The organism is Halobellus limi (genome assembly GCF_004799685.1).
Classification (GTDB): Archaea; Halobacteriota; Halobacteria; order Halobacteriales; family Haloferacaceae; genus Haloquadratum; species Haloquadratum limi.
Window position 1 is genome coordinate 215,159 of sequence record NZ_CP031311.1, and the last position, 23,676, is coordinate 238,834.

30 protein-coding genes and 1 tRNA gene are annotated in these 23,676 nt (G+C 67.7%); 20 read left to right on the top strand and 11 right to left on the bottom strand.

Annotated features, from left to right (window positions below; translation table 11 throughout):
* Nucleotides 1-25: 25 nt before the first annotated feature.
* The 4 genes from pspAB (at nucleotide 26) to radA (ending at nucleotide 4,079) form a co-directional block, all read left to right on the top strand.
* Nucleotides 26-667: a PspA-associated protein PspAB gene (gene pspAB / locus DV707_RS01060; RefSeq protein WP_103991023.1), complete on the top strand. Its 642-nt coding sequence runs from the start codon at nucleotides 26-28 to the stop codon at nucleotides 665-667.
* Between the two features lie 215 nt (nucleotides 668-882).
* A complete protein-coding gene (locus tag DV707_RS01065; RefSeq protein WP_103991022.1) occupies nucleotides 883-1,551 on the top strand; it encodes a hypothetical protein in 669 nt (222 codons plus the stop codon).
* A complete protein-coding gene (locus DV707_RS01070) occupies nucleotides 1,548-2,903 on the top strand; it encodes a hypothetical protein (RefSeq protein WP_103991021.1) in 1,356 nt (451 codons plus the stop codon). Before DV707_RS01065 ends, DV707_RS01070 begins: the two co-directional genes overlap by 4 nt.
* A 144-nt stretch (nucleotides 2,904-3,047) precedes the next feature.
* Nucleotides 3,048-4,079 (top strand): DNA repair and recombination protein RadA, encoded by a 1,032-nt coding sequence (radA, locus tag DV707_RS01075; RefSeq protein ID WP_103991020.1) that lies wholly within the window; start codon nucleotides 3,048-3,050, stop codon nucleotides 4,077-4,079.
* A gap of 195 nt (nucleotides 4,080-4,274) precedes the next feature.
* Here radA and DV707_RS01080 read toward each other — a convergent pair whose 3' ends face one another.
* Both DV707_RS01080 and sufU read right to left on the bottom strand, forming a co-directional pair.
* The gene (locus DV707_RS01080; RefSeq protein WP_136361781.1) at nucleotides 4,275-4,601 is read right to left on the bottom strand and encodes a hypothetical protein; all 327 of its coding nucleotides are present in this window, start codon (nucleotides 4,599-4,601) and stop codon (nucleotides 4,275-4,277) included.
* A gap of 277 nt (nucleotides 4,602-4,878) precedes the next feature.
* A complete protein-coding gene (gene sufU / locus DV707_RS01085; RefSeq protein ID WP_103991019.1) occupies nucleotides 4,879-5,298 on the bottom strand; it encodes a Fe-S cluster assembly sulfur transfer protein SufU in 420 nt (139 codons plus the stop codon).
* 140 nt (nucleotides 5,299-5,438) lie between these two features.
* Here sufU and DV707_RS01090 point away from each other — a divergent pair, with 140 nt between their 5' ends.
* From DV707_RS01090 to DV707_RS01100, 3 genes are all read left to right on the top strand, one after another.
* Nucleotides 5,439-5,768, top strand: a complete 330-nt coding sequence (locus DV707_RS01090; RefSeq protein WP_103991018.1) for a DUF7347 domain-containing protein — start codon at nucleotides 5,439-5,441, stop codon at nucleotides 5,766-5,768.
* Nucleotides 5,769-5,837: 69 nt separating this feature from the next.
* Nucleotides 5,838-6,572: an AzlC family ABC transporter permease gene (locus tag DV707_RS01095; RefSeq protein WP_103991017.1), complete on the top strand. Its 735-nt coding sequence runs from the start codon at nucleotides 5,838-5,840 to the stop codon at nucleotides 6,570-6,572.
* Nucleotides 6,565-6,870: an AzlD family protein gene (locus DV707_RS01100; RefSeq protein ID WP_103991016.1), complete on the top strand. Its 306-nt coding sequence runs from the start codon at nucleotides 6,565-6,567 to the stop codon at nucleotides 6,868-6,870. Before DV707_RS01095 ends, DV707_RS01100 begins: the two co-directional genes overlap by 8 nt.
* Here DV707_RS01100 and DV707_RS01105 read toward each other — a convergent pair.
* The 4 genes from DV707_RS01105 to DV707_RS01120 all read right to left on the bottom strand — a co-directional run bounded on the left by DV707_RS01105 (nucleotide 6,854) and on the right by DV707_RS01120 (nucleotide 10,241).
* Nucleotides 6,854-7,426, bottom strand: coding sequence for a mechanosensitive ion channel family protein (locus tag DV707_RS01105; protein WP_103991015.1), 573 nt, complete (start codon nucleotides 7,424-7,426; stop codon nucleotides 6,854-6,856). The genes DV707_RS01100 and DV707_RS01105 overlap by 17 nt on opposite strands.
* An 80-nt stretch (nucleotides 7,427-7,506) precedes the next feature.
* Nucleotides 7,507-8,784: a bifunctional cysteine desulfurase/selenocysteine lyase SufS gene (sufS, locus tag DV707_RS01110; protein WP_103991014.1), complete on the bottom strand. Its 1,278-nt coding sequence runs from the start codon at nucleotides 8,782-8,784 to the stop codon at nucleotides 7,507-7,509.
* Nucleotides 8,785-9,144: 360 nt separating this feature from the next.
* A complete protein-coding gene (locus tag DV707_RS01115) occupies nucleotides 9,145-9,444 on the bottom strand; it encodes a DUF424 domain-containing protein (protein ID WP_103991273.1) in 300 nt (99 codons plus the stop codon).
* A 5-nt stretch (nucleotides 9,445-9,449) separates the two neighbouring features.
* A complete protein-coding gene (locus tag DV707_RS01120) occupies nucleotides 9,450-10,241 on the bottom strand; it encodes a tetratricopeptide repeat protein (protein WP_103991013.1) in 792 nt (263 codons plus the stop codon).
* 78 nt (nucleotides 10,242-10,319) lie between these two features.
* Here DV707_RS01120 and thpR point away from each other — a divergent pair, with 78 nt between their 5' ends.
* Nucleotides 10,320-10,880, top strand: a complete 561-nt coding sequence (thpR, locus tag DV707_RS01125) for an RNA 2',3'-cyclic phosphodiesterase (protein ID WP_103991012.1) — start codon at nucleotides 10,320-10,322, stop codon at nucleotides 10,878-10,880.
* 99 nt (nucleotides 10,881-10,979) lie between these two features.
* Here thpR and DV707_RS01130 read toward each other — a convergent pair whose 3' ends face one another.
* A complete protein-coding gene (locus tag DV707_RS01130; protein WP_103991011.1) occupies nucleotides 10,980-11,921 on the bottom strand; it encodes a DMT family transporter in 942 nt (313 codons plus the stop codon).
* 255 nt (nucleotides 11,922-12,176) lie between these two features.
* Here DV707_RS01130 and DV707_RS01135 point away from each other — a divergent pair, with 255 nt between their 5' ends.
* The 6 genes from DV707_RS01135 to ftsY all read left to right on the top strand — a co-directional run bounded on the left by DV707_RS01135 (nucleotide 12,177) and on the right by ftsY (nucleotide 15,463).
* The gene (locus DV707_RS01135) at nucleotides 12,177-12,329 is read left to right on the top strand and encodes a 50S ribosomal protein L39e (RefSeq protein WP_103991010.1); all 153 of its coding nucleotides are present in this window, start codon (nucleotides 12,177-12,179) and stop codon (nucleotides 12,327-12,329) included.
* 2 nt (nucleotides 12,330-12,331) lie between these two features.
* The gene (locus DV707_RS01140; protein ID WP_103991009.1) at nucleotides 12,332-12,610 is read left to right on the top strand and encodes a 50S ribosomal protein L31e; all 279 of its coding nucleotides are present in this window, start codon (nucleotides 12,332-12,334) and stop codon (nucleotides 12,608-12,610) included.
* Between the two features lies 1 nt (nucleotide 12,611).
* Complete coding sequence (locus DV707_RS01145) at nucleotides 12,612-13,277, top strand: translation initiation factor IF-6 (RefSeq protein WP_103991008.1); 666 nt, start codon at nucleotides 12,612-12,614, stop codon at nucleotides 13,275-13,277.
* Nucleotides 13,278-13,413: 136 nt separating this feature from the next.
* Complete coding sequence (rpl18a, locus tag DV707_RS01150) at nucleotides 13,414-13,605, top strand: 50S ribosomal protein L18Ae (protein ID WP_103991007.1); 192 nt, start codon at nucleotides 13,414-13,416, stop codon at nucleotides 13,603-13,605.
* The gene (gene pfdA, locus DV707_RS01155; RefSeq protein WP_200820856.1) at nucleotides 13,602-14,066 is read left to right on the top strand and encodes a prefoldin subunit alpha; all 465 of its coding nucleotides are present in this window, start codon (nucleotides 13,602-13,604) and stop codon (nucleotides 14,064-14,066) included. Before rpl18a ends, pfdA begins: the two co-directional genes overlap by 4 nt.
* Nucleotides 14,067-14,101: 35 nt before the next feature.
* Entirely contained in the window at nucleotides 14,102-15,463 is a 1,362-nt protein-coding gene (gene ftsY / locus DV707_RS01160) for a signal recognition particle-docking protein FtsY (protein ID WP_103991005.1), read from the top strand.
* Nucleotides 15,464-15,591: 128 nt separating this feature from the next.
* Here ftsY and DV707_RS01165 read toward each other — a convergent pair whose 3' ends face one another.
* Both DV707_RS01165 and DV707_RS01170 read right to left on the bottom strand, forming a co-directional pair.
* The gene (locus tag DV707_RS01165; RefSeq protein ID WP_103991004.1) at nucleotides 15,592-16,182 is read right to left on the bottom strand and encodes a GNAT family N-acetyltransferase; all 591 of its coding nucleotides are present in this window, start codon (nucleotides 16,180-16,182) and stop codon (nucleotides 15,592-15,594) included.
* Between the two features lie 224 nt (nucleotides 16,183-16,406).
* Nucleotides 16,407-17,051 carry a LysE family translocator gene (locus DV707_RS01170; RefSeq protein WP_103991003.1) on the bottom strand — a complete coding sequence of 215 codons (645 nt, stop codon included), beginning with the start codon at nucleotides 17,049-17,051 and terminating at the stop codon, nucleotides 16,407-16,409.
* 63 nt (nucleotides 17,052-17,114) lie between these two features.
* Here DV707_RS01170 and DV707_RS01175 point away from each other — a divergent pair, with 63 nt between their 5' ends.
* From DV707_RS01175 to DV707_RS01190, 4 genes are all read left to right on the top strand, one after another.
* On the top strand, nucleotides 17,115-18,527 hold the full coding sequence (locus DV707_RS01175; protein ID WP_103991002.1) for a signal recognition particle protein Srp54: 1,413 nt from the start codon (nucleotides 17,115-17,117) through the stop codon (nucleotides 18,525-18,527).
* A 110-nt stretch (nucleotides 18,528-18,637) separates the two neighbouring features.
* The gene (locus tag DV707_RS01180; protein ID WP_103991001.1) at nucleotides 18,638-19,219 is read left to right on the top strand and encodes a magnesium transporter; all 582 of its coding nucleotides are present in this window, start codon (nucleotides 18,638-18,640) and stop codon (nucleotides 19,217-19,219) included.
* Nucleotides 19,220-19,777 (top strand): magnesium transporter, encoded by a 558-nt coding sequence (locus tag DV707_RS01185; RefSeq protein ID WP_103991000.1) that lies wholly within the window; start codon nucleotides 19,220-19,222, stop codon nucleotides 19,775-19,777. It abuts the gene before it with no gap.
* Between the two features lie 149 nt (nucleotides 19,778-19,926).
* Nucleotides 19,927-21,000, top strand: coding sequence for a nucleoside recognition protein (locus DV707_RS01190; RefSeq protein WP_235010733.1), 1,074 nt, complete (start codon nucleotides 19,927-19,929; stop codon nucleotides 20,998-21,000).
* Between the two features lie 79 nt (nucleotides 21,001-21,079).
* On the opposite strand, the gene DV707_RS01195 is transcribed toward DV707_RS01190, so the two are convergent.
* Together DV707_RS01195 and DV707_RS01200 are read right to left on the bottom strand one after the other, a co-directional pair.
* On the bottom strand, nucleotides 21,080-21,499 hold the full coding sequence (locus DV707_RS01195) for an RNA-binding domain-containing protein (RefSeq protein ID WP_103990999.1): 420 nt from the start codon (nucleotides 21,497-21,499) through the stop codon (nucleotides 21,080-21,082).
* Nucleotides 21,496-22,155 (bottom strand): AAA family ATPase, encoded by a 660-nt coding sequence (locus tag DV707_RS01200; RefSeq protein WP_103990998.1) that lies wholly within the window; start codon nucleotides 22,153-22,155, stop codon nucleotides 21,496-21,498. Before DV707_RS01200 ends, DV707_RS01195 begins: the two co-directional genes overlap by 4 nt.
* A gap of 144 nt (nucleotides 22,156-22,299) precedes the next feature.
* Between DV707_RS01200 and DV707_RS01205 the strand changes: the two genes are divergently transcribed.
* Both DV707_RS01205 and mdh read left to right on the top strand, forming a co-directional pair.
* Nucleotides 22,300-22,373, top strand: a tRNA-Arg gene (locus tag DV707_RS01205).
* Nucleotides 22,374-22,749: 376 nt separating this feature from the next.
* Nucleotides 22,750-23,664, top strand: coding sequence for a malate dehydrogenase (gene mdh, locus DV707_RS01210; RefSeq protein ID WP_103990997.1), 915 nt, complete (start codon nucleotides 22,750-22,752; stop codon nucleotides 23,662-23,664).
* Nucleotides 23,665-23,676 lie beyond the last annotated feature (12 nt).

Sequence of the window (23,676 nt, forward strand, 5' to 3'; positions counted from 1 at the left end):
TGTCGCTGACGGAGGGTACGCGCTGATGGGCATCTTCGACGCGATCCGGTCGGTCCTCGGCACGAGCGCCGAGGCGGACGCGACCCGCGACGCCGACCCGGAGGATCTCTTCGGGATGAGCACCGCCTACGTCACGATGGAGGCCGACCTCGGATACACCTCCGTCGGGGCCGCGGCGCTCTGTTTCTCCGGCGTCGACAGCACCGACTTCGCCGAGACGGTCGAGGACGTCGAGGCGATCCTCCGCGCCGGCGAGGAGGAGACCGGCACGGCGTTCGAAGTCCGCGAGGACAGCCACGGCTGGGAGTGGGTGGTCCTCCGCGACGACGACCCCGAGGACCTGGTGACGAGCGTCCACTTCGCGGCCGACGAGTTCATCGAGCGGGGCTACGGCTCGCGGCTGCTCGCGGCGGTCTTCGGCTTCGAGCGCGCCGGAGCGGACCGTAGCGGAGGCGGGAGCGGCGGAGACGCCGACCGCGCCTACTGGATCTACTCGTTCCGGCGGGGCGCGTACTACCCGTTCGCACCGCAGCGCGGCAAGGAGCGGAACCAGCGACTGGAGTTCAAGCTCGAATCGATGCTCGACGGCGAACTGGGCATCGAGGACGACGAGTCCTACTGGTACCCGATGTGGCCCGACCGCGACGGCGGCCACCCCTGGGAGTGAGCGATCTGGCGAACAGTCGGCACGACGGTTTCTGCCCGGACACTCCGGATTCGGACCGGTTCTCCCGCGCCGACGTGCCGAACGACCGCGGCTCGACGCGGGGCGATCTCCAGCGCACGCCGCGTCTGGCCGCCCGATCGCGTATAAACGCTCGCCGCGATCGGCGGTGGCCGTTCCCGTGGCTATTTTATTCTCCTCCCGAGTAGTTCCGGTCGATGCCCTCCAACACGCCCTCCTCGAGTAGGCGACGCCTCCTCCAGTCGACGGCGGCGCTCCTCGGGGTCTCCGCGCTCGCCGGCTGCGGCGGCAGCGGTTCCGCTTCGGGAACCGCCCGCGCGGGGCCGAACGTCGAACCGCCCGAAGACGCTCTGACCGACCCGACGCACGTCAGCCTCCGGAGCTCCGAACTGGCTCCGATCGTCGAGGAACCGGACTCGGAGACGGACGCGTCGGAGAGCGATTCCACCGGCACGCCGCGGTTCGACGATTGGCAACACGACCTCGTCGCTGACGCCGAACGGGCCGCGTCGCTCACGTTCGCGGACGTCGACGGCGCCGACGAGGCCCGCGCGCTCCTCGAGGAGACCGACTTCGAGTCGGAGTCGGTGTACGTCGAGGGCCACGTCGTGCCCGAGTGCTACGAGCGACGGCTCTGCTGGGTCCGGTGGACCGACTCCGAGATCGAGACCGACTACGCGCGGATCCTCCGCGACGCCGACGTCGCCTGCGAGGCCGACGCCGACGACTTCGTGACGAACCTCATCCGCATCCCGGCCGCGCTGAACCCCGACGACGTCCGGAGCTACGGATCCAGCAGCGGCGGCGGTCGCTGTCGGACGCCGACGGGTGAATCGATGGCGACCGGGGAGGGAGAAGGGGAGTGACCCGAACGCCTTCGGGATCCCGGCAAGACAGTCGTCTCGGCCGTCGAGAGGTACTCGCGCTCTCCGGCGCGCTGGGGCTCACGTCCCTCGCGGGGTGTCTCGATCAGCTCCCCGGATCGGGCCCCGAGACGATCGACGGCGACGCGCTCGCGGCCGTCGTCGACGGCGAGGCGCCCGAGATCTCCGAGACGCTCCCGGTCGACATCGATGCGTCGTTCGTCGCCGACCAGCGCGAGATCGCCGAGGGGAAACTCGACTCGGTGCCCGCGCCGTTCGACGAGAAGCAGATACCGAACGGGGTGATCCGCGAACGGGCGAACGGGGAGTACGAGGCCGCACGCGAGGCGATCGGCGCGTCTTCGGGAGACGGGACGGCCTACGAGCGGCTCGACCGCACGACCCGAGCCCGGGCGAGCGCACACGAGGTACAGACCGCCTGGCGCGCGATCGAGGGTGACGCGACCGTCGACGATCTCCGCGAGTCACGGAGGACCGTCGACGCCGACGTCGACGCGTTGGCTTCCCGATGGGAGTACGTCGGCGACGACCCGGTGCGGGCGGCGGTCGTCCACGCGGAGATCGAACGCGAGATCCGTGGCGCGCGGAACTGGCTGTCGTTCCGAGAGCGCGACCTCGAACACGCGGCGGAGCAGCCGCTCGACTTCGCGGACCTCGCGGTCGACGTCGAACGCGCACGGACTTCGGAAGCGGTCGCGTCGTACTACTTCGATCAGTTTCGCGAGGGCCTCGGGGAGGAGACGACCCTCCGCGAGCGGTTCGCGGCCGCCCGAGACACTCTCGACGAGCGCGTCCGAACGCGCGGCGAGTCGCTCCCCGAGGAAACCGACGATCCGACCTCCCTCGTGGATCGGGACGTCGGCCGGACCGCCGGCGTGATCGCACTCGACGACGTCCTCCGGAACGCGCGGTGGCGCACCGAGGACCGCGGCGACGGGCGGGAGGGGCCGTCGCCCGCGAGCGCTGCCCTCGCTGCGACGGAGACGCTCGTGTATCTCCGGGCGTTCGAGGCGCTCCGCGAACGAATCGAGGGGGGCGACGACGTCGCCGTCGACGAGGCGGACGACGTCGCCGACCTCCGTACCGACGCCGTCGACGCGATCAGCGCCGCGCGCGAGGCGGATCGGAACCGCCTCGTCGTCGACGCTGTCCTCCCGCGGTTCGCCCGGGAGTTGCGCTGGATCGACGATCGGATTTCCCGATACGAGGGCGACACGCGGGTCGACTTCGCCGAGCGCGAGGCGGCCGGGTACGTCGTCGTCGCCGAAACGTGCCGAGCGGTGCCGTCCGTAAGCGCCGACGTGGCGGCGGCACTCCGCGGCGGAGACGCGTGACCCACGGCGACGACGCGTAGCTCGCGGCCTTCGGTTTGAAACTTCGCCGACCCGAACCGCGAACGGCCTCCCCGTCGCGCGCTTTCACTTTCACTTTGGTGTTAACGAGGGTTTATGTGCGAGCCCGACCCAGAGGCGGATACAATGCCAGAAGACGACCTCGAGAGTCTTCCCGGAGTGGGCCCCGCGACAGCGGACAAGCTGACCGAATCGGGATTCGAGAGCTATCAGGCGATCGCCGTCGCGAGTCCGGGCGAGATGTCCAACACGGCCGACGTCGGCGAATCGACCGCGGCCGACATCATCAACGCCGCCCGCGACGCCGCCGACATCGGCGGCTTCGAGACGGGTGCGACCGTCCTCGAACGGCGCGAGAAGATCGGGAAGCTCTCGTGGCTGATCCCCGAGGTCGACGAGCTCCTCGGCGGCGGGATCGAGACGCAGTCGATCACCGAGGTGTACGGCGAGTTCGGCGCGGGCAAGTCGCAGGTCACCCACCAGATGGCCGTCAACGTCCAACTCCCGGAGGAACACGGCGGTCTCGGCGGCTCCTGTATCTTCATCGACTCCGAGGACACGTTCCGCCCCGAGCGGATCGACGACATGATCCGCGGCCTCGACGACGAGATCATCGCCGACGTCCTGGAGCGACGCGAGATCGAGGGGTCGCCCGGCGACGAGGAGACGATGAACGACCTCCTGGACAGCTTCCTCGATCACATCCACGTCGCGAAGGCGTTCAACTCCAACCACCAGATCCTCCTCGCTGAGAAGGCCAAGGAACTCGCCCGCGACAACGAGGAGGCCGAGTTCCCCGTCCGCCTGCTCTGCGTCGACTCGCTCACCGCACACTTCCGCGCGGAGTACGTCGGCCGCGGTGAACTCGCCGAACGCCAGCAGAAGCTCAACAAGCACCTCCACGACCTGATGCGCATCGGCGACCTCTACAACACGGCCGTGCTGGTAACGAACCAGGTCGCCTCCAACCCCGACTCGTACTTCGGCGACCCGACCCAGCCGATCGGCGGCAACATCCTCGGACACACTTCGACGTTCCGGATGTACCTCCGGAAGTCGAAGGGCGACAAGCGGATCGTCAAACTCGTCGACGCACCCAACCTCGCCGACGGCGAGGCCGTGATGCGCGTTCAGGACGGCGGCCTGAAGCCTGAATAAACACCTACCTTTTTGTGCGGAGGGTTTCCTCGCTCACTTCGTTCGCTGCGGGAACCCTCCGCGCAAAAACCTAGAGGGAAAAATGCCGCCGACTTCACGGCCTTCGGCCGTTCGTCGGCGGTGAACCGCTCGCTCACTTCGTTCGCGCGCGGATGCTCAACACAGAAGACGTGCCTGTCGATCAGTACAGGGCAATTACTCTACGACCATATGCACGCGGTACGTTTCGTTTTGGTATTTCACATATTCAGTCTCATACCAGATACTGTAGTCTGCGCTTTCAGGTATTGGAGCGAGTCCATTTTCCGAATCTACCGCTGATCTAAATACTGATTGTTCGTCCTCGGACATATTCTCGTAACGGACGATATCCTTGTCAGTTGTATTATCAATATCATCAGGGTAAACTTGAAGCCCGCGAGCAGTACCATCTAAATGGTCGTAGAGTAACACGGCTCCAATACCTGTAGACACAAGAAAAACAACCACCACGATACCGATCCAAAATTTCCTCACTCCCATACTCTTGCCTCAGCAATTTGGTGGCATATGTTTTCTGCTCGTCACTTCTTAAGCGCACTATTTTGCGAGCAAGAACCGAGATCAATTCGCACTGTCGACTCCTCGGCTAATCCATTGTAGCTGAGTTTGAAATCGATCCAGTCGACGAGTAATCCACTGGTGAGTCCTAGGACTCCTACCGCGAGCGAGGCCGGAGGCCGAGCGAGCGGCCTTTTTCCCTCCAGGTTTTTGCGCCGAGTGGTGCGCGGAGCGCACCCGAGGCGGAAAAAGGTGGTTGTTAGTCTTCCGTCGTCGTCTCGTCGATGTCGACGTCGCCCTCGTAGATCTTCGCGCCGTCCTGGGCCACCTGCCGGGCGAGCACGGCGCACTTGATCCGCATCGGCGAGATGTCGACGCCGAGCATATCCGTCACGTCGTCGGTGTCCATCGCGTCGAGTTCCGACAGCGTCAGCCCGCGGAGTTTCTCCGAGAGCATACTCGCGGAGGCCTGACTGATCGCACAGCCGTCGCCCGTGAAAGTGACGTATTCGATGGTCTCGCCGTCGTCTTCGAGACTGACGTTCACCGTGATCGTGTCGCCGCAGGAGGGGTTCTCCCCGGTGTGTGAGAAGTCCGGATCCGACATCTCGCCCTTGTTCCGGGGGTTCTTGTAGTGATCCAGGATCTGCTGCCGATACATGTCCGATCCCATTCCCATTGTTGCCGGAGGTAGGCCTGTCTCGCGCAAAAGAGTTCCGCCGCCACGCACGCCGGTCGGGGCGGACGCTGCCGGGCGGTAGGTCCCGGCCGCCTCGAAGCACCGATATCTCTACAATTCTTCGGACGCAACGGAGACCGATGGCGATCCCAACGTGGCTCAGCACCTCTGACGCGTCGGAGTCTCCGTCTCTCCGGACCGCCGAGATCGAGGGCGTCTCCGAGACGCTCGACGTGCTCGCGAACCCGATCCGGCTCGAGATCCTCGCGACGCTCCACCGACGGACCGAAGACGTCCGGTACGCAGACCTGCGGGCGGACCTGTCGATCCGCGACAAGGGACGATTGAACTACCACCTCCGGCAACTCGACGGGCTCGTCGCTCGCGACGACGGCCGGTACGCCCTCACCGACCGCGGGCGACGACTCGTCCGGCACGTCGCCTCCGAGGACGCCTGGAACGATCCGTAGCCGGTCCTGAAAGGGGAGAAATTCGCTTCTCCGAGAGTTTACGAGCCCGAGCGGTCAAGGGTTCCGTCGATGAGTCAGAAACGGGACGATCACGCGCCGGGCGCGCCCGGTGCGATCGAGTCGATGTCGTTTTCACTGGCGGGACTCCGCGCCGGCTTCGTCCGCTGTACGCCGATCGCGCTCGGCGTCGCGGGCTACGGATTCGTGTTCGGTGTTCTCGCCGACCGCGCGGGCCTCAGCGCGGCCGAGGCGACACTGATGAGCGCGACCGTTCTGGCCGGGGCGGCCCAGCTCGTCGCGGTCGAGATCTGGACGGACCCGATCCCCGTCCTCGCGGTCGTGGGCACGACCCTCGTCGTGAACCTCAGGTATCTGCTGATGGGGGCGGCGCTCCGCCCCTGGTTCCGGCACCTCTCGCCGACGCGGGCGTACGCGAGCGTGTTCTTCACCGCCGACGAGAACTGGGCGCTCACGATCGGCGAGCTGCGCTCCGGTAGTCGCCGGGGTGCCTTCCTGCTCGGAAGCGGCCTCGCGATCTGGGCGTTCTGGGTCCTCGCCACGGCGATCGGGGTCACGGTCGGCGGAAGCGTCGAACGGCCCGCCCGATTCGGCCTGGATTTCGTCCTCACGGCGGTCTTTCTCGTCCTCGCGACCGAACTCTGGGAGGGTCGGTCCACCCTCCCCGCGTGGACCGTCGCCGCCGTGGTGGCCGTGGTGACCGCCCGCTTACTGCCCGGGTACTGGTACGTGCTGTGCGGCGGCCTGTCCGGAAGCCTCCTGCGGGCGGCGTGGTACGATGGTTGAGCTCGATCCGACGGTCGTCGCCGTCGTCCTCGCGATGAGCGTCGCGACGTACGCGACGAAAGCGGGCGGGATCTGGCTGCTCGGCCGGGTCGAACTCTCCGGACGGACCGAGGCGGCGCTCGATGCCCTCCCCGGTGCGGTCGTGATCTCGCTGCTCGTCCCGACACTCTCGGAGTTCGGGATCCCCGGGCTCGTCTCGGCGACCGCGGTCCTGATCGTCGCTCGACGGACCGACAGCGTTCTCTTGGCGCTCGGGACGGGAATGGTGGCCGTGATCTCGCTCAGGCGTCTGCTGTAGCGTCGTCGTCACCGACCAACCGCGTCCACTTCTTCTCGACGTCGCGGTTCGCGACGACGACGGTGTCGCCCTCCTCGTTTCTGAAGCGGGTCTTCCGGAGTTCGATCGCCTCTACGGTCCCAGTGACGGGATCGGATTTCACCTCGTCGCCGGGGTTGAAATCCGGATCGCGGAGCAGGTACACGCCCGCGACGGTGTCGGCGATCATGTTCGAGAGCGCGTAGGAGACGCCGAGCGCGACGAAGCCGGCGGCGGTGCCGAGGCTCGCGGCGATCTCGCCCATCCCGAAGATGTTCAGGAGCGTCAGCCCGACGCCGAACCACAGGAAGACGCCGGCGACGGTCACGCCGAGGTCGACGATGAGGCGCTGTTCTGCGGGATAGACGGCGTCGAGCGCCCGGCGGACGACGCGCATAAGCAGCCGGATTCCCAGATACGCGATCGTGAGAAACACGAGTCCGGTCAGGATCTTCGGGGCGGCGTCCTGCAGCCCCACCGCGAACTCGTTGATCGTCCGCTGGATCGTCTCGATCAGGAACCGGCCGACTGTGGGCATCGATGCGGGAGGTCACGCGTCAGCCACAAAGAGGTTCGGGCGAGGTGGGTCTGCGCCCCCCCGGAAACCGGGTGAGCGGATCAGGCGAAGAGCTGCCGGGCGTCGTCGACGGCGTCGACGAGCGCGTCGATCTCGGACTTCTCGTTGTAGACGTAGAAGGACGCGCGGGTCGAGGCGGCCACGCCGAGCTTGTCGTGCAGCGGCTGGGTGCAGTGGTCGCCGGCGCGGATCGCGACGCCGTGGTCGTTGAGGATGCTGGAGAGATCGTGGGCGTGGACGCCGTCGAGGTTGAACGCGACGAGGCCGCCGCGGTCGTCGCCCGGCGGGCCGTAGATCTCGACGTCGTCGAACTCGCTCAACCGGTCGTAGGCGTACTCGGCGAGGAGTTCCTCGTGTTCTTGCACGCGGTCCATTCCGATCTCGTCGAGATAGTCGACCGCGGCGTGCAGGGCGATCCCCTGCGCGATGACCGGCGTGCCGGCCTCGAACTTCCAGGGGAGGTCTTCCCACGTCGAGTCCTCGTAGGTGACGCTCCGGATCATCTCGCCGCCGTAGAGGTACGGCTGCATCGCTTCGAGGATGTGCTCTTTCCCGTAGAGCACGCCGATACCCGTCGGACCGAGCATCTTGTGCCCCGAGAAGGCGAGGAAGTCCGCGTCGATCTCGCCGACGTCCACGGGACGGGTCGGAACCGACTGCGCGCCGTCGACGAAGACGTACGCGTCGTGTTCGTGCGCCAGGTCCGCGAGGTCGGAAACGGGCACGACCGTCCCGAGCGTGTTCGAGACGTGGACGGACGAGACCATCGCGGTCGAGTCGTCGATCAGTTCGGCGGCGTGTTCCATATCCAGCCGTCCGTCGTCGTCGACCCGAATGTACTCGACGCTCGCACCGGTCTTCTTCGCGATCTGCTGCCAGGTGACCAAGGAGGCGTGGTGCTCCATCTCGGTCAGGACGACCGTGTCACCGGGGCCCAGCTCGGCGAGCCCCCACGCGTAGGCGACGAGGTTCAGCGCCTCGGTCGTGTTCTTCGTGAAGACGATCTCCTCTCTCCCCTCGGCGCCGATGAACTCCGCGACGCGGTCGTGGGCCGCCTCGTAGGCGACGGAGGCCTCCTGGCTCAGGTGGTGGATGCCGCGGTGGACGTTCGAGTTGTAGCCGTAGTAGTAGTCGACGATGGACTCGACGACGGGTTTCGGCGTCTGACTAGTCGCGGCGTTGTCGAGGTAGACGAGCGGGCGGGTGTCGTCGGGGCCCTCGCCGGGCGTCTCGATGTCGCCGCCGACCTGTCGATCGAGAATCGGGAAGTCCTCGCGGATGGCGTCGACGTCGATCGGATACTGTTCCTGCGTTCTCATTGGGGTCTGATAACGGCCGCAGCACTAACACGGCTTCGGTCTGGGCGGGAAAATGCAACCGATGTTGGTTACAAGACCGTTCTTTCAGAAGGTGTGAGACGAACTATCTGCTCTGCAAGCATCGTCTATTTTTCAGCTGATCCGGGGAGCTGTAGAGTAGCTGTCTCGTCCTCTGTTTCCAGGATGTTCTTCCGCGAGCGAGGCCGAAGGCCGAGCGAGCGGCGTCTTTTTGGTCCAGCTTTTTGCAACGAGGGCGAGACGGCAGAGCCGTCTCGCTTCCCCACGGGCGACCCGTGAGTCGCCCGTGGAGAGCGGTGCGCCGGAGGCGCACCCGAGTCAGCAAAAAGGTGGGGGTGTTTTCTACATCCAGAGCAGTTGCGCGTGCAGGGTCCCGTCGACCGAGAGCACACGCTCCTCGTCGATGATGCCGGCGTCGATCGCGACGGAGACGGCGCGCTCGCCGACGAGGTTGGCGACGCTGGCGCGGGTGAGGCTGTCGACGACGGTCTCGGCGTCGGCTTCCCGGGCCTGGTCGCCGCCGTAGAACGCCTCGGTCACGTCGAGTTCGATCTCGCCCTCGGTGTAGGTCTCGCCGAGGCACTCGGGGTCGCAGACGGAGACGAGCAGGCCGTCCGAGGTCTGTCGTTCGCGGAGGAGCATCACCGTCACCGGCGCCGCTGACGGTCCTGCGGCCGCTGTTGTTGCCCCTGCTGTCCTTGCTGCTGTTGCAGCATCTCCTGTTCGCGTTCCTGTCGCAGTTCGTTCGCCTGCTGTTGGACCTCTTCGGCCTGTTCGTCCTCGCCGAGTTCCTCCAGCGCGGCGGCCTTCTCTTCGAGGACGTCGGCGGTGCGCATCCCCAGGCGGATGGCGTTGTCGAAGGCGTTGACGGCCTCCTCGTTGAGACCGCGTTCGGCGAGGAAGAACCCGCGGTTGTACCACGCCTGCGGGAAGCGCGGGTCGATCTCGACGGCGCGCTCGGCGTGGTGCAGCGCCGCCTCGATCTCGCCGGCGTTCCAGAGCGCGTACGCGAGGTTGGTCTCCGCCGACGCGGCGTGTTCGGACTCCTCGTTGGCGCGGAGCGCCTCCCGGTACGCGCCGATGGCCTCGTCCCACTCCTCTAATTCGGCGTGTGCAGCCCCTTTGTTCACCCACGCCTCCTGCGCTTCGAGCGACTCCTCCTCGGCGAAGCGCGCCGCCCGCTCGAAGGTCTCTGTGGCCTCCTCGAAGCGGTTGATCTGCATGTAGGAGAGCCCGACGTCGATCAGCTGCTCGACGTCGACCTCGTCGGAGGCGATGTTTCGCCGGTCGAGTTCGTCGGTGAGGACCCGCGTGTCGACGGGGTCGACCTTCGTCGGGTCGACCTTCAGCTCCGGCGGGTCGAGTGTGAACTCCTCGTAGTCCTCGTCGAAGCCCTGCCCCGAGGAGAACTCGTGGTCGTCTCGCTCGCCGTCTGTCATACACCGCGATTGGGTATCGGCACGGTTAAGCACTGCGTCACGCGGTGATTTTACGTCTCGCGCGGTCCTGGCTCCGGTATGCGACTGTTCGTCAGCATCGACCTCCCGGACCGCCTCGCCGAGGGCGTCGCCGACGCCCAAGAGCGCTTCGCCGACGCCGAGGGGCTGCGCTTCGTCGACCCCACGCAGGCGCACCTGACGCTGTTCTTCCTCGGGGACACCGACCCGGATCGGGTGGGCGAGATCGAGTCCGCGCTGGAGCGCGCCGTCGCCGACGCCGGCGTCGACCCGTTCGAACTCCGGGTCGGCGGCTTCGGCGTCTTTCCCTCCCCGGAGTACATCAGCGTCCTCTGGGCCGGCGTCCGCGACGGCGGGGGCGCGGCGGAGACGACGCGGCTGCACGAGCGTATCGAAGACGAACTGACGGCGATGGGGTTCGAGGCCGACGACCACGCGTTCACGCCGCACGTCACGCTCGCTCGGATGGACGACGCGCGCGGGAAGGACCTCGTCCAGCGGGTCGTCGGCGAGATCGATCCCGACATCGGCGCCTTTCGGGTCGAGGAGGTCCGGCTGACCGAGAGCACGCTGACCGAGGACGGCCCCGAGTACGAGACGGTCGCGTCGATCGGGCTGTGAGGCGGATCCGAGGAGTCGCTCACGACTGTCCTCGGTTCGGCCACCTCAGTTCGACCATCGTCACGACTGCCCTCGGTTCGTCAGTTCGATCGCCCCGCCTCAATCCGCACGCTGCGCCTGCGGAGCCGTGCCCCCGCGCCAGCGCCGAAGCGCGTTCCGGACGGCCCCGCGCTTGACGAGGACGAACCCCGCGAAGATGATCGCGAACCCGAGCAGGGTCGTGGGCGCGAGCGCCTCGCCGAGGGCGAGCCACCCGACGACGGCGGCGACGACCGGGATCACGTACTCCAGGAGGCTCACCTCGACCGGGCCGACGCGGCGCAGGAGCCAGAAGTACAGCGCGAACCCGGCCGCGCCGGCGACGACGGCGAGGTAGACGACGGCGAGGACCCCGTCGACGGTCCAGACGACGGCCGACAGCGACTCCCCGGGCAGGAGCGCGCTCGCCGCGTGGAGGACGACCGCGCCGACGAGCATCATCCAGGCCTGCTCGGCCAGCGTCGGCATCGTGGCTTCCGTGTCGTGGGTCAGGACCGCACCGAACGCGAAGGCGAGCGCCGATCCGAGGACGAGCGTGATACCCCGGAGATCCGATCCGACGAGGTTCGACGGATCGGGGTTCGCGATGGTGACGACGCCGAGAAACCCCAGACCGACGCCGAGGAGGCCGACCGGCGTGAGTCGCTTCCGGGCCGTCGACAGTCGCGTCAGCGCGGGCGTGACGATCGGAATGAGTCCGAGGAGCACGGCGGCGACGGCGCTCGGGACGTACTGCTGGCCGGCGAAGAGCAGCGCGTGGTGGACGCCGATCAGGAGGACGCCCCCGGTCAGAATCGGCCGCCACTCCCCGCGGCCGGCGGGGCGGAGTCGGTCTCCGCGCCACCCGGCGAGACCGAAGAGGAGGACCGCGGCCAGATCGAACCGGAGTGCCGCGAAGAGGGCCGGCGGCAGCGACCTGAGGCCGACCTCGGTCGCAGTGAATCCGGTCCCCCAGATCGCGGCGACGAGCAGGAAGACGAAGAGGGGCGTTCGGGTGCGCATTCGACCGACGGGAGGCGCCCCGCCGTGTTGAACGTCTCGACTTCGCGCGCTCGGTCGACTCCGACGCGCTCGGGCCACCCCGTGGGTTTGGACCGGCTCCGACGCGCTCGGGCAGACTCGCATCCGAGACGAGCGGAGCACGCGCAGTATTCGGGACGCGTGGAATGCACTCATCGGGAGAGTGGTACTCCCTCGCACGTCCGGCAGCCCCGAAGGAACAAGATTTTATGCGGTCCGGGGGTAGAAGCGACCACTATGGGTAAGAAATCGAAGGCCAAGAAGAAGCGCCTGGCCAAACTGGAGCGCCAGAACACGCGCGTTCCGGCCTGGGTGATGATGAAGACGGATATGGAAGTCACGCGAAACCCCAAGCGCCGCAACTGGCGTCGCAGTAACACGGACGAGTAAGGATGAGCGCCAGCGACTTCGAAGAGCGCGTCGTCACGGTACCGCTTCGGGACGTCAAGGCGGTTCCCGGCCACGAGCGCGCCGGACGAGCGATGTCCCTGATCCGAGAGCACCTCGCGAAGCACTTCAAGGTGGACGAAGACGCCGTCCGCCTGGACCCCTCGCTCAACGAGACGGTGTGGGCCCGCGGCAAGCAGAAGCCGCCGAGCAAGCTCCGCGTCCGCGCCGCCCGGTTCGACGAGGACGGCGAGTCCATCGTCGAGGCGGAGATCGCAGAGTAGCGTGCTCCGCGCCTCCTTCGCCGGGTCGCCGTACGTCGGCGTGTTCGCCCGCGCGACGGATCACGTCCTCATCGTCCGCTCGGACGCCGAGTCCGACGTCGTCGACGCGATGACCGAAGAGCTCGACGTCCCGGCAGTCGCGGCGACTGTCGGCGGCTCCGGGACCGTCGGCGCGCTCGCGACCGGCAACGAGAACGGGATTCTCGTGACGAGCCGCGCCACCGAGCGCGAGAAGGAGGCGATCGAATCGGCCGCGGAGGTGCCGGTCGCCGAACTCCCCGGTCGCATCAACGCCGCCGGAAACGTCGTCCTCGCGAACGACTACGGCGCGTACGTCCACCCGGAACTCTCCGACGAGGCGGTCGACGTCGTCGAGTCGACGCTGGAGGTCCCCGTCGAGCACGGCTCGCTCGCGGACGTCCAGACCGTCGGGACGGCGGCCGTCGCGACCAACGAGGGCGCGCTCTGTCACCCGAAGTCCCGCGAACCGGAACTCGAGGCGCTCGAGGCGCACCTCGACGTCCGCGCGGACATCGGTACGATCAACTACGGCGCCCCGCTCGTCGGCTCGGGCCTCGTCGCCAACGAGGCCGGCTACGTCGCCGGCGAGGACACGACCGGCCCCGAGCTGAGCCGGATCGAGGACGCGCTCGGCTACCTCGAGTGAGCGCTCGGCGGTTCAGTTCTCTCCTCCGTCACCTCGGTCCGCGTCGCTCCGAGAGCCGTTCTCACGGCGCGATTCCCGCCGAGCACGTGATTCCCGAGTAGGAAGATACTTCCCCGTCGCTCCGGAATCAAGCGGTATGAGTCAGTTTACTGTGAGCGGCCGGTTCCAGAGCCGCGAGGGGTTCAGCGAGTTCACCACGAGCGTGGAGGCGCCCAACGAGGACGTCGCCCGCGAGCGCGTGTACGCGAACATCGGCAGCCAGCACGGGCTGAAGCGCACGCAGATCGAACTCGACGAGGTCGCCGAGGCCGAGGAGGCCGCAGCATGATGGGTGGCGGCGGTCAGCAGCAACTCCAGCAGCTCTCCCAGGAACTGCAGGCGATAGACGAGGAGATCGAGGAGCTGGAGTCCCAGGTCGAGGACCTCCAGACCGAACAGACCGAGATCGACGAGGCGATCGAGGCGATCCGGACCCTCGAGAGCGGCTCGACGGTCCAGGTGCCCCTCGGCGGCGGCGCGTACGTCCGCGCGGAGGTCCAGGACATCGACGAGGTCATCGTCGGCCTCGGCGCCGACTTCGCGGCCGAGCAGTCCGCAGAGGACGCGGTCGACGCCCTCGAAACGAAGCAGGACGCGCTGGACGACCGCATCGAGGAGGTCCGAGAGGACATCGCCGAACTCGAATCCGAGAGTTCCGAACTCGAACAGCAGGCCCAGCAGATGCAACAGCAGATGCAGCAACAGCAGATGCAGCAGATGCAGCAGATGGACGAAGGCGACGGCGAGTGAGCCGACCCCGGTAGCACGCGAGAGAGCAGACACCAATGTTTGACGGACTGAAAAAGAAACTCGACAGCTTCCGGGAGGACGTCGAGGAGACGGCCGAAGAGAACGCCGAGGAGGCCGCCCCCGACGACTCCGAGTCGGTAGCCTCTGACGAGGAGTCGGTCGCGTCGGACGAATCCGCCGCTTCCGACGCTCCCGCGGACGAGTCCGGGGACGTCTCCGCGGAAGAACCCGGAAACGCCTCCCAGGACGCTTCTGCGGCCGGATCACCGACCGGGTCGACGGGCCGGTCCGCGAGCGTCGACGCGGAAGCCGACGGCCCCGCGGACGGAGACGGCGACGCTTCCGAAGTCGAATCCGGCGCTACCGACGGGGAGACCGCGAGCGACGACAGAGCGGCCGTCAGCGACAGCGACAGAGCGGCCGACAGCGACGACGCCGACACCGGTCCGCTCGCCTCCGAAGAGGCCGCGGCCGCGCTCCGAGAGGACGCGACGGACGACTCGGGTCCCGGTCGACTCAAGCGCGCGGCGGCGTTCGCCACGGGGAAGATCATCATCGAGGAGGAGGACCTCGAAGACCCCCTGTGGGAACTGGAGATGGCCCTTCTGGAGAGCGACGTCGAGATGAACGTCGCCGAGGAGATCCTCGATACGATCCGCGAGAAGATGATCGGCGAGACGCGAGCGCAGGTCGAAACCACGGGCGAACTCGTCCAGACCGCCCTGCACGACGCCCTTTATGAGGTGATAAGCGTCGGACAGTTCGACTTCGACGAGCGCGTCGAAGAGAGTGAGAAGCCGGTGACGATCGTCTTCACCGGCGTCAACGGCGTCGGCAAGACGACGAGCATCGCGAAGATGGCGCGGTACTTCGAGCGCAAGGAGCTGTCGGTCGTGATGGCGAACGGCGACACCTACCGCGCCGGCGCGAACGAGCAGATCCAGAAACACGCCGACAACCTCGATACGAAGCTCATCACCCACGAGCAGGGCGGCGACCCCGCGGCCGTGCTCTACGACGCCGTCGAGTACGCCGAGGCCCACGACGTCGACGTCGTCCTCGGCGACACCGCGGGTCGGCTCCACACCTCCAACGACCTGATGGCGCAGTTGGAGAAGATCGACCGCGTCGTCGACCCCGATATGACGCTGTTCGTCGACGAGGCGGTCGCGGGCCAGGACGCCGTCGAGCGCGCGAAGACGTTCAACGACGCCGCGGAAATCGACGGGGCCGTCCTCACGAAGGCCGACGCCGACTCCAACGGCGGCGCGGCCATCTCCATCGCCTACGTCACGGGCAAGCCGATCCTCTTCTTAGGAACCGGCCAGGGCTACGACGACATCGAACGGTTCGATCCCGAGCGGATGGTCGAACGGCTCGTCGGCGAGGAGTCGTAGCCGCGCGGTTCCTCGACAGTACCCCGAACCACTCGATCCCGTGGCGGTCGTACTGTCGGCTGTAAATCTGCGAGGCATTCCGCGACTCCGGGGTCGCGGACCTCTCGAAATAGTTACAGCCGACAGTATCACCGTTCTGCCGGCGGTCGCTGTACCGCCTCCGCGATCGCGGCGTCCAGAGAGAGCTCCATCGAGAGGCCCATTCCCTTCCGCTCGGTGACCTCGAAGTCGACGTTACGGTAGACGGAGATGGCGCGGCGGTTCTCCTTCTCGACGTCCAGTTGAAGCGTCTTGTGACCTCTGTCGGCGGCGGAGGCGATGAGGTGTTTGATCAGTTCGGAGCCGACCCCGCGGTTCTGGTAGTCGTCGTGCACGAAGATCACGAACTGGGGATCTTCGGTCGCGGCCGGGACGACGCCGACGTGTCCGACGACGCGGTCGTCGTCGACGGCGACCAGGTTCCAGCCGTTCTCGGTGAGCTTGGTCAGCCACTCTTCGAGCCGGTCTCGATTCGCCGGCGGCAGCCCCATCGTGCGGTTCTCCGGATCGAGGTCCTCGTACATCCTCACGACCGCGTCGAACTCGCTCTCCTCGTAGCGTCGGACGAGTAACGGGGTCTCCTCGCCGTCGACGAACCGTGGACACCGCGGCGGGCAGAACGGCGTTCCGGTGCACTCCGAGGGGTCCCAGTAGGTGCATCGACGGTCGGATTCGTTCATTATTTACCCTCCGTCACGACGCCCCGCGCGATCTTTTTCGCGTCTCTCCCGCGGAGCGGGAGCGACCGCCTCGGGGAGGACGCACGAGATCGACGACGCGCCCTGACGGCGTCGATAGACGGACCCTCGATGGGGCGATCACGCGGGAAAGACGATCGGATCTCTGCCATTTCCTGCGGATACGTGGCCTGGGAACAATTATCTTACTTCGAAACCGCTCGCGATCAGTCGACCGCCAGCGCCAGCCCCAGGGTGATCATCGCGCCGCCGCCGAGCCAACTCAGCCGCGAGGTCGTGGTCGCCGAAGAGAGCGCGTCTCCCACGCGGCCGGACGCGACGGCGACGCCCGAGAGGTACACCGCCGTCAGCGCGGCGTAGGTCGCCCCGAGAAACAGCATCCGGACGGCGGCGTCGGGGCCGGACCCGGCGAACCCGGGGAGGAACGCGAGGAAGAACAGCGCCACCTTCGGGTTGAGCGCGTTGACGAGGACGCCGCGGCGGAAGCTCCCCGTCGCGTTCGCGGCCGCTCCGCCCCTCTCCCCCGCAGCGCCGAACTCGTCGTTCCTGATCGCCTGCACGCCGAGGTAGACGAGATAGACCGCGCCGGCGTACTTGACGATCCGGTAGGCGGCGGGGGCGGCGCGGAGGAGCGCGGCGAGACCCAGGGCCGCCGCCGTCGTGTGGAAGAGGACGCCGGTGGAGACGCCGAACGCCGACCGGACGCCGGCGTCGCGGCTCTGGATCCCCCGCGCGAGGACGTACATCGTGTCCGGGCCGGGCGTGAGGATGAGCGCGACGGCGGCCGCGCAGAAGGCGAGGTAGGTCGGGAGGTCCGGAACGAAGGAAACGACGTCGGAGACGAGCGGCACGGGAGACCGATCGTCGGCGTCGCAGAAAAAGCCTTTACCCGCGTGGTGGCGTAGAGAGCGGTAATGGTACTCGATAATCTCGGGAGTTCCCTCCGAAGCAGTCTCGACAAGCTGCAGGGGAAGTCCCGCCTCGACGAGGAGGACGTCGAGGAGATCGTCAAGGAGATCCAGCGCTCGCTGCTCTCCGCCGACGTCGAAGTCGATCTCGTGATGGACCTCTCCTCGTCGATCGAAGAGCGCGCGACCGAGGAGGAACCGCCCGCGGGGACGTCCGCGCGGGACCACGTCCTCAGGATCGTCTACGAGGAACTCGTCGACCTCGTCGGCGAGTCGACGGACCTCCCGCTGGAGTCCCAGACGATCCTCCTCGCCGGGCTCCAGGGGTCGGGCAAGACCACGAGCGCCGCGAAGATGGCGTGGTGGTTCTCGAAGAAGGGACTCCGTCCCGCCGTCATCCAGACGGACACCTTCCGCCCCGGCGCCTACGACCAGGCCAAGCAGATGTGCGAGCGCGCCGAGGTGGAGTTCTACGGCGATCCCGACGAGTCCGACCCCGTCACGATCGCCCGCGAGGGCCTCGAAGCCACCGAGGACGCCGACGTCCACATCGTCGACACCGCCGGTCGGCACGCCCTCGAAGACGACCTCATCGCCGAGATCGAGGAGATCGAGTCGGTCGTCGAGCCCGACCGCTCGCTCCTTGTGCTGGACGCCGCGATCGGCCAGGGCGCGAAGGAGCAGGCCCGCGAGTTCGACGACGCCATCGGCATCGGCGGCGTCGTCGTCACCAAACTCGATGGGACGGCGAAGGGCGGGGGTGCGCTCACTGCCGTCAACGAGACCGGCTCCTCGATCGCCTTCCTGGGGACCGGCGAGACCGTCCAGGACATCGAGCGCTTCGAGCCCAACGGCTTCATCTCCCGACTGCTCGGGATGGGCGACCTCAAGCAGCTCTCCGAGCGCGTCGAGCGCGCGATGGCCGAGACGGGAGAGGAGGAAGACGACTGGGACCCCGAAGACATTATGGAGGGGTCGTTCACCCTCAAGGATATGCAGAAGCAGATGGAGGCGATGAACCGGATGGGGCCGCTCGATCAGGTCCTCGATATGATCCCGGGCCTCGGCGGCGGGTTCAAAGACCAGCTGCCGGACGACGCGATGGACGTCACCCAGGACCGGATGCGCGCCTTCGACGTCATTATGGACTCGATGACCGACGACGAACTGGAGAATCCCCGCTCGATCGGCGCGTCCCGGACCCGCCGGATCGCCCGCGGCTCCGGGAAGGACGAAGAGACCGTCCGCGAACTCCTCGAACAGCACAAGATGATGGAGCAGACCATCCAGCAGTTCCAGGGGATGGGCGACGGCGACATGCAGCGGATGATGAAGAAGCTCCAGAATCAGGGCGGCGGTGGCGGCGGGATGGGCGGCCTCGGCGGCGGTGGCGGTGGCGGCCTCGGGCCGTTCGGATAGCGCTCTGATTTCGTGGTCGGCGGCCGCGACGCGTTCGGCGTCGATCGGAACGCGTTCGATGTCGGCCGCGACACGTCCGATTTTTGACCCCCGCGCCCGTCGGCCGTCGTATGACCGTCCGGGAGGTGGCTCGCGATGCCTACCGCGAGGCGCTCCCAGCGCTCGCTGCGAGCCTCGTCGGCGGCCTGTTCGCGGGCGTCGTTCTCAGCGGAATGCGCGCGGAACTGCGCGCGGTCCCCGGCCTGCTCGTTCTCGTCCCCGCGCTGCTCGCGACCCGCGGCAACGTCTACGGTTCGCTCGGGGCGCGCATCTCGACCGCGCTCCACCAGGGGCTCGTGGAACCCCGAGTGCGCGGCGGCGACGAGCGCCTCCGCGCGGCGGTGGCGGCGGCCCTGGCGAACGGCCTGCTCGTGTCGTCGTTCGCGGCCGTCGCGGTGTTCGCGATCCTCACCGCACTCGGCGACACCGTCGCGCCGCTGCCCGTGCTCGTCGCGACCGCGGTCCTCTCGGGGCTGCTCTCGGGGGTCACGCTCGCGGGCGTCGTCGTCACCGCCGTCTTCGCAGGCTACCGCCGCGGCCGCGACCCCGACACGCTCGTTGGGCCGCTCGTGACGACGACGGGCGACCTCTTCGGAATGTTGTTCCTGCTCGTGGCGGTCAGGCTCGTCCTGTCCGCCGCCGGGGTGATCTGAGTGGCGACCGACTGGACCGTCCGGGCGATCACGCGCGCGATGCTCCCGGTGCTTCTCGCCCTGACGCTCGTCGAGGTCGGCAGCGGCCTCGTACTCGGCCAGTTCGAGGCGCAACTCCTGCGGTATCCCACCCTGCTCGCGCTCGTGCCCGTGACGATCGGCACGGCGGGAAACCTCGGGAGCATCCTCGCCGCCCGGCTCTCGACATCGTTTCACCTCGGGACGCTCTCGTTCGATCCGACGGACGAACACCTCGCCGGCAACGCCCTCGCGACGCTCGCGCTCGCGATCTCCATCTTCCCGATCGTGGGGATCGGCGCGTGGGGTCTCACCGCGGTGTTCGGCGGCGTTCGACTCGGTCCCGGGACGGTGGTCGCCGTCGCGCTCAGTTCGGGGATCGCCCTCGCCGTCCTCGCGGTCGCGGTGACGCTCTCGGTCACGTACGTCGCCTATCGGTTCAGTCTCGACCCCGACGACGTCGTCATCCCGGTCGTCACCAACACCTGCGACGTCCTCGGGGTCGTGGTGCTGTTCGCGACCGTGCAGGTGCTCCTCTAAAGCGGGGACCAAACCAACGGCGACCTCGCTAGCGCGACGGTCCGCCGTATCGCAACGGACGCCGATTGATCGACCCTCCGCAACCGACGCCGATTGATCGACCCTCCGCAACCGACGCCGATTAGTCGGCGGCGCGCCAAGCGCCGCGCGTGCAACCCGCAGGGATCGTCGCCTCGGCCTGGCTCGTCCTCGTCGAATCGGTCTGGCCCGTGCTCGTCGAGGTCGCCCCGCGAGTCGCCCGCATCGCCGTCTTCATCGCGGTCGGCGTCTTCCTCGCGAACGTCGCCGTCGGCTTCGGCCTCGTCGAGAAGATCGCGACCGTCTCGAAGTACCTCACCCGGCCGGCGAACCTCCCCGACGAGGTCGGGACCGCCATCGTCACGACCGCGGCGTCGACGACCGCGGGCTACGGGATGCTCGCGGACTTCCGGGAGTCGGGCCGACTCGACGACGTCGAGACGCTCATCGCCGTCACGATGAACACCTTCTTCGGCTTCGTCCAGCACATCTTCACCTTCTACGCGCCGGTGTTGATCCCGATCCTCGGGCTCGAAGTCGGCCTGCTCTACGTCGGCGCGCGCGCCGCCGTCGCGCTCGGGATCACGATCGCCGGCGTCCTCGCGGGAACGGTGCTGCTCTCGGGCGACCGCGCTCCCGCCGCCGCGCCCCGCTCTGCCGGTTCCGAGAGCGCGACCGACGGCGGGCTTGCGGCCGACGGGGCGACCGAACGCGGCGATCCCGCGGTCGCCGCCGACGTCGACGACCCCGAACCGCCGCTCGAGGTCCTCCGCACCGCCGGCGAGAAGACGTGGCCGAAACTGAAGCGCATCGTCCCGCGGCTGGCGATCGTCTACGTGCTCGTCACGCTCCTCGTCCGGACGTACGACCTGGAGTCGGCGACGGCGGTCGCCGAACCCCTGACGGCGCTCTTGGGCCTTCCCGGGGCGTCGCTGCCGGTCATCGCGGTGTTCGCCTTCGACACGACCGCCGGCGCGGCGACCATCGCGCCGATGATCGGGTCGACGTTCACCCCGCGGACGGCCGTGGCCACGATGCTGCTCGGCGGGATCGTCTCCTTCGCGGTCTCGACGTTCAAGCGCTCGATCCCCTTCCAGTACGGCATCTGGGGGCCGAAGTTCGGCTCGAAGGTGATCGTCGTCAACACGGCGCTGAAGATCGTCTTCATCGCGGCGGCGCTGGTCCTGCTTCTCGCACCGGTGTGAGCCGCGGACCGAACGTCTTTGCCGACCGCCCGTCGGGATCGCCCGGTCGCCGCTCTCGCCCGTTGGGGCTGCCCGGCCGCTACTCTCGCTCGTCGGGATCGACCGGCCGCCCGTCCTCCGTCGGCGGCGCGACGTGGTCGATGTACGACTCGACGTCGGGCTCGTTGACCGTGACGTGCACCTGGATGTCCCCGAGTTCGTCGGGGTTCCCGACGGCGAAGTTGATCACGCCCTTGAACGCCGCCTGCTTCTTCAGCGCGAAGGAGAACCCCTCGTCGTCGGCGCGCTTGAAGAACTCCGTGCGGGCGGTTTCGAGGATCTCCTGCTCGTGGAGGCGCTCGGAGAAGCGCTCCAGCGAGTGGGTTTCACCCACCAACTCTCCCGGCCGGTGCTCGAACTCCACGTTCGGGAACAGGTTGCGGACCGCGTCCTCGACGCGGTCTGTCACCTCCGTGTCGCGGACCGGCGCGACGATCCGGGCGTCGACGCGGTAGATCATCGCGACTCACCGGCGTCGGCCTCGGCGGTCGCGTCGGCGCGGTCCGCGGTCGAACCGGAGCCTTCGACGGCGGACTCGGCGACGTGCACGTGCTCGTCGTCAGCGAGGCTCGCGAACTCGCCGCCGAGGATCGCTCGGACCCGCTCGCGGAACGCCGACAGCGAGTCGGTGTTCTCGACGACGACGTCCGCGCGGTCCATCACCTCGCCCATCCCGAACCCGAGTTCGCGCTCCTCGCGCTCGCGAAGCGCCTCTCGGTCGACGTCGGAGTCGTCGCGGTCGCGTTCGAGCAGGCGTTCCGCGCGCGTCTCGAACGGCGCCTCGATGCTCACGAGCAGGAAGTCCTCGCCGAACGCCTCGCGGAAGCGGTCGAGTTCGACGTCCGAACGCAGGCCGTCGACGAGGACGACGTCGCTCGTCTCCAGTTCGGACTCGATCAGCGGGAGCGACTGCTCGGCGATGGCCGCGGGGCCGCCCTCCTCGCGGAGCGTCCGCGCCATCTCGCCGTGGTGCTCTGCGGGGTCGAAACCGCGGTCAAGACAGGCCTTCCGGATCACGTCGCCCATCGTGACGACCGGAACGTCCGCCTCGCGGGCGACGGCGGCGGCCTCGCCCTTGCCGCTGCCTGGAAGTCCGACGGTGCCGATGACCTTCATTACGCGTCGATTCACGGCACCCGACCTTACGCGTTGCGCTCGGCGGAGCGGCGTCGCCGGCGGACGACCGTCGTTCCGTGGTCGGACCGTCCCCGATACCGAACCCGTACTCCTTTTTACCCGCGACCGATTTGACTGCGACGAGGGCGCGTAGCTCAGTCGGACAGAGCGTCGGACTTCTAATCCGATGGTCGCGGGTTCGAATCCCGTCGCGCTCGTGAAGATCGCCGAGCGAAGCGAGGCGTATCTGAACGTACCGGGCGGGATTCGAATCAGAGAGCGAACGGAGTGAGCGACCGTGGTTCGAATCCCGTCGCGCTCGTGAAATCGAAGATTTCACTCGCGCGACGACCTCCCACTCGCTTCGCTCGTGGGAGTCCCGTCGCGCCGCGAGATCAACGAACGAAGCGAGGCGTATCTGAACGCACCGGGCGGGATTCGAATCAGAGAGCGAACGGAGTGAGCGACCGTGAATCCCGCCGCGCGTTGCTCGCGGGAATCCTGCCGTCATCGCGAAATCACGGTCCGGCTCGTGCGAGGGCGGTTCACACTTCCGAAGCGTTTAATCGAACTCCGACGCCTTCTCTACTCGATATGACGAAAGTCAGCGTGGTCGGCGCCGCCGGAACGGTCGGTGCCGCCGCCGGGTACAACCTCGCCCTCAGGGACGTCGCCGACGAACTCGTCTTCGTCGACATCCCCGACAAGGAGGACGAGACGGTCGGACAGGCCGCGGACGCGAACCACGGCGTCGCCTACGACTCCAACACCGAGGTCGTCCAGGGCACCTACGAGGACACCGCGGGATCGGACGTCGTCGTCATCACCGCGGGCATTCCGCGTCAGCCGGGCCAGACGCGGATCGACCTCGCCGGCGACAACGCGCCGATTATGGAGGACATCGGCTCCTCACTCGCCGAGCACAACGACGACTTCGTCTCCGTCACGACCTCGAACCCCGTCGACCTGCTGAACCGGCACCTCTACGAATCGGGCGACCGCGACCGCCACAAGGTGATCGGCTTCGGCGGACGGCTCGACTCCGCGCGCTTCCGCTACGTGCTCAGCCAGCGCTTCGACGCGCCCGTGAAGAACGTCGAGGCGACGATCCTCGGCGAGCACGGCGACGCGCAGGTCCCGGTCTTCTCGAAAGTCCGCGTCGACGGCGCCGATCCCGAGTTCTCGCCCGACGAACGCGAGGAGATCCTCGGCGACCTCCAGGAGTCGGCGATGGACGTCATCGAGCGCAAGGGCGCGACGCAGTGGGGCCCCGCGACGGGCGTCGCTCACACCGTCGAGGCGATCCTCCGCGACACCGGCGAGGTGCTCCCGGGATCGATCGCGCTCGACGGCGAGTTCGGGTACGAGGACACCGCCTTCGGCGTCCCGCTGAAACTCGGTTCCGACGGCGCCGAGGCGGTCGTCGAGTGGGACCTCGACGAGTACGAGCGGGAACTGATGGACGAGGCCGCCGAGAAACTGTCCGAGCAGTACGAGAAGGTCGCCTGAGGACGGCCCGTC

What these genes read in the sequence shown, in the direction of transcription:
- pspAB (WP_103991023.1), top strand. Translation starts at nt 26, where the DNA reads ATGGGCATCTTCGACGCGATCCGGTCGGTCCTCGGCACGAGCGCCGAG.
- DV707_RS01065 (WP_103991022.1), top strand. Translation starts at nt 883, where the DNA reads ATGCCCTCCAACACGCCCTCCTCGAGTAGGCGACGCCTCCTCCAGTCG.
- radA (WP_103991020.1), top strand. Translation starts at nt 3,048, where the DNA reads ATGCCAGAAGACGACCTCGAGAGTCTTCCCGGAGTGGGCCCCGCGACA.
- DV707_RS01080 (WP_136361781.1), bottom strand. Translation starts at nt 4,601, where the DNA reads ATGGGAGTGAGGAAATTTTGGATCGGTATCGTGGTGGTTGTTTTTCTT.
- sufU (WP_103991019.1), bottom strand. Translation starts at nt 5,298, where the DNA reads ATGGGAATGGGATCGGACATGTATCGGCAGCAGATCCTGGATCACTAC.
- DV707_RS01090 (WP_103991018.1), top strand. Translation starts at nt 5,439, where the DNA reads ATGGCGATCCCAACGTGGCTCAGCACCTCTGACGCGTCGGAGTCTCCG.
- DV707_RS01095 (WP_103991017.1), top strand. Translation starts at nt 5,838, where the DNA reads ATGAGTCAGAAACGGGACGATCACGCGCCGGGCGCGCCCGGTGCGATC.
- DV707_RS01100 (WP_103991016.1), top strand. Translation starts at nt 6,565, where the DNA reads ATGGTTGAGCTCGATCCGACGGTCGTCGCCGTCGTCCTCGCGATGAGC.
- DV707_RS01105 (WP_103991015.1), bottom strand. Translation starts at nt 7,426, where the DNA reads ATGCCCACAGTCGGCCGGTTCCTGATCGAGACGATCCAGCGGACGATC.
- sufS (WP_103991014.1), bottom strand. Translation starts at nt 8,784, where the DNA reads ATGAGAACGCAGGAACAGTATCCGATCGACGTCGACGCCATCCGCGAG.
- DV707_RS01115 (WP_103991273.1), bottom strand. Translation starts at nt 9,444, where the DNA reads ATGCTCCTCCGCGAACGACAGACCTCGGACGGCCTGCTCGTCTCCGTC.
- DV707_RS01120 (WP_103991013.1), bottom strand. Translation starts at nt 10,241, where the DNA reads ATGACAGACGGCGAGCGAGACGACCACGAGTTCTCCTCGGGGCAGGGC.
- thpR (WP_103991012.1), top strand. Translation starts at nt 10,320, where the DNA reads ATGCGACTGTTCGTCAGCATCGACCTCCCGGACCGCCTCGCCGAGGGC.
- DV707_RS01130 (WP_103991011.1), bottom strand. Translation starts at nt 11,921, where the DNA reads ATGCGCACCCGAACGCCCCTCTTCGTCTTCCTGCTCGTCGCCGCGATC.
- DV707_RS01135 (WP_103991010.1), top strand. Translation starts at nt 12,177, where the DNA reads ATGGGTAAGAAATCGAAGGCCAAGAAGAAGCGCCTGGCCAAACTGGAG.
- DV707_RS01140 (WP_103991009.1), top strand. Translation starts at nt 12,332, where the DNA reads ATGAGCGCCAGCGACTTCGAAGAGCGCGTCGTCACGGTACCGCTTCGG.
- rpl18a (WP_103991007.1), top strand. Translation starts at nt 13,414, where the DNA reads ATGAGTCAGTTTACTGTGAGCGGCCGGTTCCAGAGCCGCGAGGGGTTC.
- pfdA (WP_200820856.1), top strand. Translation starts at nt 13,602, where the DNA reads ATGATGGGTGGCGGCGGTCAGCAGCAACTCCAGCAGCTCTCCCAGGAA.
- ftsY (WP_103991005.1), top strand. Translation starts at nt 14,102, where the DNA reads ATGTTTGACGGACTGAAAAAGAAACTCGACAGCTTCCGGGAGGACGTC.
- DV707_RS01165 (WP_103991004.1), bottom strand. Translation starts at nt 16,182, where the DNA reads ATGAACGAATCCGACCGTCGATGCACCTACTGGGACCCCTCGGAGTGC.
- DV707_RS01175 (WP_103991002.1), top strand. Translation starts at nt 17,115, where the DNA reads ATGGTACTCGATAATCTCGGGAGTTCCCTCCGAAGCAGTCTCGACAAG.
- DV707_RS01180 (WP_103991001.1), top strand. Translation starts at nt 18,638, where the DNA reads ATGACCGTCCGGGAGGTGGCTCGCGATGCCTACCGCGAGGCGCTCCCA.
- DV707_RS01195 (WP_103990999.1), bottom strand. Translation starts at nt 21,499, where the DNA reads ATGATCTACCGCGTCGACGCCCGGATCGTCGCGCCGGTCCGCGACACG.
- DV707_RS01200 (WP_103990998.1), bottom strand. Translation starts at nt 22,155, where the DNA reads ATGAAGGTCATCGGCACCGTCGGACTTCCAGGCAGCGGCAAGGGCGAG.
- mdh (WP_103990997.1), top strand. Translation starts at nt 22,750, where the DNA reads ATGACGAAAGTCAGCGTGGTCGGCGCCGCCGGAACGGTCGGTGCCGCC.